We start from the raw sequence: 9,268 nt of genomic DNA on the forward strand, positions 1-9,268 counted from the left end.
GTTTGCTTTTTTTGTTTCCCTATTATAAATTCGTCGGTGAATGTGCCTTTTCGTACATAAAAGAACGAATGATAACACATCTAAAAAGTATATTGATATATCTTTTTTAAGAAATAGACATGCATCAAAACCCTCACTTCTATCAAAAGTGAGGGTCACATATTAAAAGTATAATTCACCTATTTTACGGCCTTCACTGACAATGACCTTAGGAGTTACTGTTTTATAGCTTTTCTTTTTTAAAAATCCATAGGGTGTCTTAATGGTAAAAGTCGCATGTCCCAAAGCGTCCCCTGTTTTGCCATAGGCCTGCCACACGATCTTTGAACAATAAGTCGGGTCCAATGATTGAATTGACATGGTGATGGAGTAGCGAGCCTTCGGATGATCTTTCACATAATCGTGTGCCCATTCCCCTGCTAAATCTGCCTTCTCCTCTTGATTAATCCGAATTACCTTTGTATTGGCACTATAGCGAAACCAGTTATGAATGGAATCAAGTTGAGGATGCTTTCGAAACCCTGGAATAGAAGCATAGCTTTTCTCATTAATGACGATACCTGCATGTCCAACCAAACCCTTCACAGCATCAGTGGTTGTCACCAAGATATCTCCTTTTTTAGGGATAATATCGGTACCAGGATACGGCTTTCCTAAAAGTTGCTTGAGGGTGTGCGGCTTTTCATCCGTCACCAGCTCATCATGCTTATTTTGTCGTAAACCATAGTTCTTCAAATCATCGTCAGCTGTAATCAAGTCGATCGAATCGTCGGAAGACGCATACTCTTGATTAAATTGCTGTACAGTCACATCTTTAGAAACAACACCTTGCTTCTTCAAAACGTTCAATTCTCTGTTGGTCATCAGGCCTTCATCCGCATGAGCCGTTGGCGATTTCACAGCGTATATTGTCGCTTCATTTGGAAAAACAGAAAAAGAAATAAGTAAATAGCAAATAATGGCGAAAATAGTCTTCTTCATTTTCATCAGTAGTTGTCACCTCCTTTATACTATGAAAATCATATTTTACCAATTTATAAATATTATGTAAATATGGTGTGTGCAGGAAATAAGACAAACAAAAAAAGCTGACGAGTGGCGCTCATCAGCTTATTTCTATTTAGGAATTCGAATCGTTAATTGGATATATTCCTCAAACTCTTCTTCCTCGGTATTTATTTTAAGTCCGCTGTCTTCTACCATGTGGAGAGACTGACGAATGGTATTCATCGCAATTCGTGTATCACGACTAAACGCCTTACGTTTTGGCTTCGGTTTGCGATCCGTTTTTTGTTCAAGCATCTTCACTACACGCTCTTCAGTCTGTTTCACATTCAACTGCTTTTCGATGATTTCCTGCAATAGCGCGATTTGTAATTCTGGAAGCTTTAGGGGCACAAGTGAACGTGCATGCCTTTCAGAGATTTTTTTCTCTAAAATGGCTTGTTGTACCTCTTCAGGCAACTTTAAAAGTCTTAATTTGTTAGCAACAGTTGATTGTCCCTTGCCTAAACGCTGAGCAAGCGCCTCTTGTGTTAAATCATGAAGCTCTAAAAGACGTGCATAAGCATGAGCCTCTTCAATAGAAGACAGCTCTTCTCTTTGCAAATTTTCAATCAATGCCACAGATGCCGTTTCCGTATCAGTAAAATCTTTTATAATAGCGGGGATTTTCTCCCATTGAAGAGTCTGTACCGCTCTCCAACGTCTTTCGCCGGCGATCAGTTCATATTTTCCTTCTTCTTCTGTTGGTCTAACAACAATCGGTTGGATAATGCCATGGGTATGAATCGTCGTGGCCAGCTCTTGTATCTTTTCTTCTGAAAAAATGGTGCGTGGCTGAAAACGGTTTGGCATAATTGTGTCGACCGGGAGCTCCTGTATCTCTTCCTTTAATGTATCATGCTCAGCAATCTCTGCCTCTATTTCGGTTTCACGCTCAGGATGTTCTTTGTCTCCAAGCCCGAAGAAGCGTGAGAGTGAATGCTTCATGAACCTACACCACCTTTAAAAACTACCTTTTTATAATTCTATTTTCTCATGTTTTTTCCTTCTGTAAAATCATAAATATTGAAGAAAAACCGACCTTTTACATGATCAACCTTCTATTGGTGATTTATTAGGTGTTCCTGGTTTTCTAGGATATTTTTTTGGTGTTTGCTTTTTCTTTTCAATGACAATGATGTTCCGTTCGCTTTCTTCTAAAGGAAGAACAAAGGAATGCTTTTCAACAACCTCTCCTCCGAGGACTGTGACAGCTTTTTTCCCTGCTTGCATTTCTTCATCAGCGGCAGATGCTTTTAAGGCAACAAACAATCCTTCCTTTTTCACTAGAGGCAGACATAGTTCGCTCAAGACGGATAAACGTGCAACTGCTCTAGCAGTGACAAGATCATAGCTTTCACGCTTTTCCTTACGTTGTCCAAACGTTTCCGCACGATCATGATAAAAAGTAGTATCTTGTAAGTTTAATCCTTTTGCTAACTCATTGAGAAACGTAATTCGTTTCTGAAGAGAATCAACAATGGTCACATGTAGATGAGGGAAACAAATCTTAAGAGGAATGCTTGGAAAACCAGCACCAGCTCCAATATCACAAATCGTCGTCACTTTGTGAAAATCAATAAAAAATGCTGCTGATATTGAATCATAAAAATGCTTTAAATACACTTCTTCCTTTTCAGTAATGGACGTTAAATTCATTTTCTCGTTCCATTCTACAAGCATGCGGAAGTAGGTTTCAAATTGTTCAAGCTGCACAGGAGAAAGAGTGATCCCTTTCTCCTCTAGTGCTGCTGTAAATTGTTTAATGTTCATGCCGACATCCTTTCTATTCTGCTATCTTCGCAATACGCCCCTGCTCTAAATATACTAAAAGGATAGAAATATCAGCAGGGTTAACGCCTGAAATACGAGAAGCCTGTGCAACAGAAAGCGGTCGGACTTCTTTCAGCTTTTGTTTCGCTTCAGTTGCAATCCCTTTGATGGCATCATAATCAATACGATCAGGAATCTTTTTGTTCTCCATCTTTTTCAGTTTTTCAACTTGCTGGAGTGACTTTTCAATATAACCTTCGTATTTAATTTGAATCTCTACCTGCTCACACACATCAGAAGGAAGCTGTGTTTCCGCAGGAGCTAATTTCACAACAGTTTCATAATTCATTTCTGGACGTTTCATCAAATCACTTGCACGAATGCCGTCCTTCAACTCACTTCCACCGAGTGAACGAATAAATTCTTGAGTCTCTGCTGTAGGTTTAATGATCACAGAATATAAACGTTTTTTCTCTGCTTCAATGGCTTCTTTTTTCTGCTGGAATGCTTGGAATCTTTCTTCAGAAATTAATCCAATTTGATAGCCAAGTTCAGTTAATCTTAAATCAGCATTGTCATGACGGAGAAGGAGACGATACTCAGCACGTGATGTCAAGAGACGGTATGGTTCATTTGTTCCTTTTGTGACAAGGTCATCGATGAGGACACCGATATATGCATCAGATCGGCTTAAAATGACTTCTTCTTTACCTAATGCTTTTCTTCCTGCATTAATACCTGCCATAATCCCTTGACCTGCTGCTTCCTCATAACCAGACGTACCATTAATTTGGCCGGCTGTATATAATCCAGAAATTTTCTTCGTCTCAAGTGTAGGCCACAACTGAGTAGGCACAATCGCATCATACTCGATGGCATAACCCGCTCTCATCATTTGAACATTCTCGAGTCCTGGGATAGTTGAAAGCATGCGCTGCTGTACATCCTCCGGAAGACTTGTAGACAATCCTTGAACATAAACTTCCTGCGTATTACGACCTTCTGGCTCTAAGAAAATTTGATGTCTCGGTTTATCATTGAAACGAACCACTTTATCTTCAATGGACGGGCAGTATCTAGGACCAGTTCCTTTAATCATACCTGAATACATTGGAGAACGGTGTAGATTTTCATCAATAATTTGATGAGTCTCTAAACTCGTGTACGTTAACCAGCATGGCAGCTGGTCAGTAATATATTCAACCGTTTCATAGGAGAACGCCCGCGGGACATCATCACCTGGTTGAATTTCTGTTTTACTATAATCAATCGAGTGGCTATTCACTCGAGGAGGTGTTCCTGTTTTAAAGCGAACCAAATCGAATCCTAGTTCTGCTAAATGATCAGATAATTTAATAGAAGGCTGCTGGTTATTTGGACCGCTTGAATACGAAAGGTCTCCTAAAATGATGCGGCCTTTTAAGAAAGTCCCTGTCGTTAAAACAACAGACTTCGCACGATAGTTCGCCCCTGTTTGAGTAACAACACCCTTACATTCATCATCTTCTACAATTAAATGATCTACCATACCTTGCAGCATTGTCAGGTTTGGTTCATTTTCCATTGTTTTTTTCATTTCATGCTGATATTGGAACTTATCTGCTTGCGCTCTTAACGCACGGACAGCAGGTCCTTTCCCCGTATTCAGCATGCGCATTTGAATATGCGTCTTATCTATATTTCGTGCCATTTCTCCGCCTAGAGCATCAATTTCTCTGACGACAATCCCTTTTGCGGGGCCGCCTACGGACGGATTACATGGCATAAAAGCAACCATATCGAGGTTGATAGTCAATACAAGTGTTTTGGCGCCCTGTCTTGCAGAAGCAAGAGCAGCCTCAACTCCAGCATGACCGGCACCCACGACGATTACGTCATAATTGCCAGCTTCATAACCCATTTCTTATGTTCCTCCCTTTACTTTCCTAAACAGAATTGAGAGAATAACTGATCAATCAAGCTTTCATGAACAGCATCTCCAATAATTTCACCTAACTGTTCCCAGCAGCGTGTTAAATCTATTTGAACTATATCGATCGGTACGTCCATTTCAATTCCTTCAAGAGCATCCTCAATGGATTGTTTTGCTGCCTGAAGAAGAGCAATATGCCTTGTATTACTTACATACGTTAAATCTCCACTTTCAATTGAACCCGTGAAGAATAGTGATTGAATCGCGATTTCAAGCTCATCAATCCCTTTTTCTTGTAATAATGATGTAGTAACCACCGGACGATCCTTCGCTAACTGCTTGACCTTTTCAATATCAAGCTTAGGCTCAAGATCTGTCTTATTCACGATTACGATGATATCCATGCCTGAGACGGCCTCAAAAAGTTTGATATCCTCTTCTGACAATTCCTCGCTATAATTGAGCACAAGTAAAATCAGGTCAGCTTCTTTTAAGACCTGTCTAGATCGTTCAACCCCTATACGCTCAACAATGTCCTCCGTCTCACGTATACCCGCAGTATCGACTAATCGAAGCGGTACACCTCTAACATTTACATATTCCTCAATGACATCTCTCGTTGTTCCAGGAATATCCGTTACAATCGCTTTTGTTTCCTGTACAAGACTATTCAACAAGGAAGACTTCCCAACATTCGGTCTTCCAATAATGACAGTGGATAAGCCCTCGCGAAGTATTTTCCCCTGCTGAGAAGTCGTTAGCAGTGACTCAATTTCCTTTTTCACTGATGTTGCCTTTTCAACTAAAACCCGATGCGTCATTTCTTCAACATCGTCATACTCAGGATAGTCAATATTGACTTCAACATGGGCCAGTGTTTCCAATATCTCGCCGCGAAGTCGTTTAATCAAACCTGAGAGGCGTCCCTCCATTTGAGTAATCGCTACATTCATCGCACGATCTGTCTTTGCGCGAATTAAATCCATTACCGCTTCAGCCTGCGAAAGATCAATTCTTCCATTTAAGAAAGCTCGTTTTGTAAACTCACCTGGCTCCGCTAATCTCGCTCCTTCTCTTAAAGCAAGCTGCAGTACTTTATTGACCGTTACAATCCCGCCATGGCAGTTAATCTCAATAACGTCTTCTCTCGTAAATGTTTTTGGCGCTCTTAATACTGACACCATGACCTCTTCTATTACTTGCTCAGTGCTAGAATCCACAATATGACCATAATGAATCGTATGTGAATCCACCGATACAAGTTTTTTCTCCTTAGGACCTTTATACATCCGATCAGCAATCTGTACCGCATCAGGCCCGCTTAAACGAATAATCGCAATTGCTCCTTCACCCATCGGTGTAGAAATTGCTGCAATTGTATCCATCACTCATTCACCTCTTTCTCTACTTAATAAACAGTCTGTTATCTATTAAATGGACATTGTCCATCTCTATATCAAAAACGCTTAATCCAAAATTTAAAGATATCATAAATGAAAGCGAAGTGAAAGTTCCCATATCTAATTATCCACAGCTTTGCATCTTATCTATTTTAACACTTAACTTATCCACATGTGAATAACGACGTTTGAAACTTGTCTTCACATCTTACACCTAAATCCAATAAATTTAAACGCCCTGACCCCTATACTTACTTGTTAAATTGGCGTTTTGCACTCATATCACACACTCATTTTTTAGAAATAAAGGATGAATCCTCTATAAAAAGCAATTTTTCAATAAAAAAAGACTAAAATCCAGCTTTGCTGAATCTTAGCCTTTCTGCTATTTTTTATACAGCACCACAACATGACGTTTGCTGCCTGTATCTTCAGATGCCGTTGCAAGTTCTTTAGAGAATGCAGCAATCGCATCATGAACAATTTTTCGTTCATTCGAAGGCATTGGTTCTAAATGAACCTTTCTCTTCGTTTTTAAAACCCGATTTGCTGTTTTGACTGCATATTGTTCAAGTGCTTCTTGTCGTTTCTTCCTATAATCGCCAATATCAATTGTTATATGATGATACTGATCAGAATAACGATTAAACACTAGCTGTACCAACGTTTCTAAAGAGTACAATGTCTGGCCTCTTTTTCCAATCATTAATGACGTTTTATCTCCATCAATGTGGTAAGAAATGTTTTTCGGTTCCTGTTTGGAAATAATCTTTGCTTTAGGATCAATAGACTTAACAATTTTATCTAAATACTGTGTAGCTAATTTAAAAGCATTTATCTTTTCTACTAACTTGACCACAGCTTGTCTTTTACCAAATAATCCTAAAAATCCTTTATTTCCTTCATCTACTATTGTGATTTCTACTTCTTCTTGTAGTAGCTGAATTTGTTTAAGTCCGGAATCTACTGCTTCTTCGATTGTGCGACCGACAGCAGTTATTTCCTTCATTTTTTATTCCCGCCAGCTTTTTCTTTTGTATCAACTTTTACTTGAGGTGTTTTAATCACCAATGTTTGAATGATCATGAAAATGTTACCTACAACCCAGTACAATGAAAGTGCTGCTGGGAAACTAATTGCAAACACAACGATCATAATTGGCATCACCCATAGCATGATAGCCATTTGAGGGTTGTCCGAAGGATTTCCAGCCATCATCAGCTTTTGCTGAATGAAAGTAGCTACACCCGCAATAATCGGTAATAGGAACAATGGATCTGGGCTGCCTAAGTCAAACCATAAGAATGTATGCTTTTTAATTTCTGCTGTTCTCATAATTGCATGATAGAAACCTATAAGGATTGGCATTTGAATTAAAATTGGGAAACAGCCTGCTAATGGATTGACGCCATTTTTTTGAAAAAGGGCCATTGTTTCCTGCTGAAGCTGCTGCTGTGTTTTTTGATCTTTAGAGCTATATTTTTCACGAAGCTTTTTCAATTCAGGCTGTAATGCTTGCATCGCTTTTGTACTTCTTAACTGTTTAATCATTAATGGTAAAATAAGCAAGCGAATTAACAGTGTTACAATAATAATCGCTACACCATAGTTTTCACCAGTTAAGTTTGCCATGTACGTGATTAATTGAGATAGCGGGTAAACAATATAAGAATTCCAGAATCCCTTACTATCTGATGTAATTGGTTCATTGATCTGTGTACATCCTGCCAATAAAACCAATACGCCAATCAAGCTAAATATTAGTAATAATCGCCTTTTCAACAAGATTCCTCCCATTACTTCAAACTTTATTTAAGTTGGAATTGATTAAGAAAGTGACTCACCTAATCAGTATGGTAACATTTTTTCTTTGCAAAGTGGTGGTTTCATTTTAATTCACTAGATGAAGGAAGCGCTTTTAAAAATTGATTCAACGAAAGTTTCTATTACGAAGACTTTTTCGGTTGTTGTTGATAAACAGCGGATTTTCTAAATAAATGTTGGAGAGACTTCTTTGTTTCTTCAAAGGTCAATTCACTCGCTGGTTTTCGTGCAATGACAATGTAGTCTTTTTCTTGCTTTAACTTATGGCCTTCCTCTAAAAACACCTGACGGATCAGACGTTTAATTCGGTTTCTAATCACTGCATTACCAATCTTCTTACTGACAGACAATCCTAGACGCAGTTCAACTTGATTTGGCTGATCCAGCTGGTAAATAACGAATTGGCGATTTGCCATTGATTGACCTTTTTTGAACACCTTTTGAAACTCTTCATTTTTTTTTAGCCTGTTTCGCTTCTTCATGTTTTCTTCCACTCCGATAAAAACTGACAGTTCATTTACGATTTTATGTAAAAAAGACCACTGACATTATTCAGTGGCCTAAGCTGATAATTTTTTTCTACCTTTGCTGCGGCGTCGCTTTAAAACTAGACGTCCGTTTTTAGTACTCATACGGCTGCGGAAGCCATGAACTTTACTACGCTTACGGTTATTTGGTTGAAACGTTCTTTTCATTTATGACACCTCCCTGAGGAATAGCTGTTTAAGACAGTCTAACTCATTATATTTGTGTAACCCATCGATTGTCAATATCAATGATAAAACTCTTATTATCAACCTTATAAGCATAACATAAATTATCAAACGAAGAAACCTTCTTTTTTAGTTTCCAACATTTTATTCTCTTTTTCCTCCTAAAAGACCTTTAAAACAAGAATGTGGATATTTTTCCGGCATATTTAGACTATCCACACCCATTATCGACATTTTTTTCACACAAATAACCGATGTGGATAATTATTTTTCAACAGGATGTAAAGTGTGTGGATAAGTTTGTGACACCCATTGCACCATCTTGTTTATTTTGATATTATATTTGTGTTTTAACTCTTAATTACTTATCTGGCCCTTTTATATTATCCACAATTTGTGGATAACCTGTGGAAAGTTATTACACAGCCTGTTGAATTGTTTATCCACAGCTTGTGTAATTTGTCGAAAAGACGTTTTTCTACTATATTAATTGTTTTCAACAATGTATGTGCACGAATGGTGATGACCATTTGCTCTTTTTCGTGTTCTATAACAGTTTGATACTGGTCATTTTAAAAAGAAAAGGAGGGGGGAGAAGCCTT

9 protein-coding genes are annotated in these 9,268 nt (G+C 38.4%); all 9 read right to left on the bottom strand.

The window, feature by feature from the left end:
* Window positions 1-162: 162 nt before the first annotated feature.
* Complete coding sequence (locus tag MHB41_RS18850; protein ID WP_070326264.1) at window positions 163-987, bottom strand: orthopoxovirus pf05708 family protein; 825 nt, start codon at window positions 985-987, stop codon at window positions 163-165.
* A 129-nt stretch (window positions 988-1,116) separates the two neighbouring features.
* Window positions 1,117-1,992 carry a nucleoid occlusion protein gene (gene noc / locus MHB41_RS18855; protein ID WP_024424067.1) on the bottom strand — a complete coding sequence of 292 codons (876 nt, stop codon included), beginning with the start codon at window positions 1,990-1,992 and terminating at the stop codon, window positions 1,117-1,119.
* Between the two features lie 105 nt (window positions 1,993-2,097).
* Window positions 2,098-2,817 carry a 16S rRNA (guanine(527)-N(7))-methyltransferase RsmG gene (gene rsmG, locus MHB41_RS18860; RefSeq protein WP_046312542.1) on the bottom strand — a complete coding sequence of 240 codons (720 nt, stop codon included), beginning with the start codon at window positions 2,815-2,817 and terminating at the stop codon, window positions 2,098-2,100.
* Window positions 2,818-2,830: 13 nt separating this feature from the next.
* Window positions 2,831-4,717 carry a tRNA uridine-5-carboxymethylaminomethyl(34) synthesis enzyme MnmG gene (mnmG, locus tag MHB41_RS18865; protein WP_046312540.1) on the bottom strand — a complete coding sequence of 629 codons (1,887 nt, stop codon included), beginning with the start codon at window positions 4,715-4,717 and terminating at the stop codon, window positions 2,831-2,833.
* Window positions 4,718-4,734: 17 nt separating this feature from the next.
* A complete protein-coding gene (mnmE, locus tag MHB41_RS18870) occupies window positions 4,735-6,114 on the bottom strand; it encodes a tRNA uridine-5-carboxymethylaminomethyl(34) synthesis GTPase MnmE (RefSeq protein ID WP_024424070.1) in 1,380 nt (459 codons plus the stop codon).
* A gap of 400 nt (window positions 6,115-6,514) precedes the next feature.
* Window positions 6,515-7,138 (bottom strand): RNA-binding cell elongation regulator Jag/EloR, encoded by a 624-nt coding sequence (jag, locus tag MHB41_RS18875; protein WP_034283644.1) that lies wholly within the window; start codon window positions 7,136-7,138, stop codon window positions 6,515-6,517.
* Window positions 7,135-7,917: a YidC family membrane integrase SpoIIIJ gene (gene spoIIIJ / locus MHB41_RS18880; RefSeq protein ID WP_087976621.1), complete on the bottom strand. Its 783-nt coding sequence runs from the start codon at window positions 7,915-7,917 to the stop codon at window positions 7,135-7,137. The genes jag and spoIIIJ overlap by 4 nt, the downstream gene beginning before the upstream one ends.
* Window positions 7,918-8,075: 158 nt before the next feature.
* Window positions 8,076-8,435: a ribonuclease P protein component gene (gene rnpA, locus MHB41_RS18885; protein WP_024427652.1), complete on the bottom strand. Its 360-nt coding sequence runs from the start codon at window positions 8,433-8,435 to the stop codon at window positions 8,076-8,078.
* Window positions 8,436-8,513: 78 nt separating this feature from the next.
* Window positions 8,514-8,648 carry a 50S ribosomal protein L34 gene (rpmH, locus tag MHB41_RS18890; RefSeq protein WP_073208224.1) on the bottom strand — a complete coding sequence of 45 codons (135 nt, stop codon included), beginning with the start codon at window positions 8,646-8,648 and terminating at the stop codon, window positions 8,514-8,516.
* Between the last annotated feature and the right edge of the window lie 620 nt (window positions 8,649-9,268).

It is taken from the genome of Bacillus sp. FSL H7-0578 (assembly GCF_038630855.1).
Classification (GTDB): domain Bacteria; phylum Bacillota; class Bacilli; order Bacillales; family Bacillaceae; genus Bacillus; species Bacillus safensis.

Excerpts from the sequence above, each read along its gene's own strand:
- MHB41_RS18850 (WP_070326264.1), bottom strand. The coding sequence starts at position 987 with ATGAAAATGAAGAAGACTATTTTCGCCATTATTTGCTATTTACTTATT.
- noc (WP_024424067.1), bottom strand. The coding sequence starts at position 1,992 with ATGAAGCATTCACTCTCACGCTTCTTCGGGCTTGGAGACAAAGAACAT.
- rsmG (WP_046312542.1), bottom strand. The coding sequence starts at position 2,817 with ATGAACATTAAACAATTTACAGCAGCACTAGAGGAGAAAGGGATCACT.
- mnmG (WP_046312540.1), bottom strand. The coding sequence starts at position 4,717 with ATGGGTTATGAAGCTGGCAATTATGACGTAATCGTCGTGGGTGCCGGT.
- mnmE (WP_024424070.1), bottom strand. The coding sequence starts at position 6,114 with ATGGATACAATTGCAGCAATTTCTACACCGATGGGTGAAGGAGCAATT.
- jag (WP_034283644.1), bottom strand. The coding sequence starts at position 7,138 with ATGAAGGAAATAACTGCTGTCGGTCGCACAATCGAAGAAGCAGTAGAT.
- rnpA (WP_024427652.1), bottom strand. The coding sequence starts at position 8,435 with ATGAAGAAGCGAAACAGGCTAAAAAAAAATGAAGAGTTTCAAAAGGTG.
- rpmH (WP_073208224.1), bottom strand. The coding sequence starts at position 8,648 with ATGAAAAGAACGTTTCAACCAAATAACCGTAAGCGTAGTAAAGTTCAT.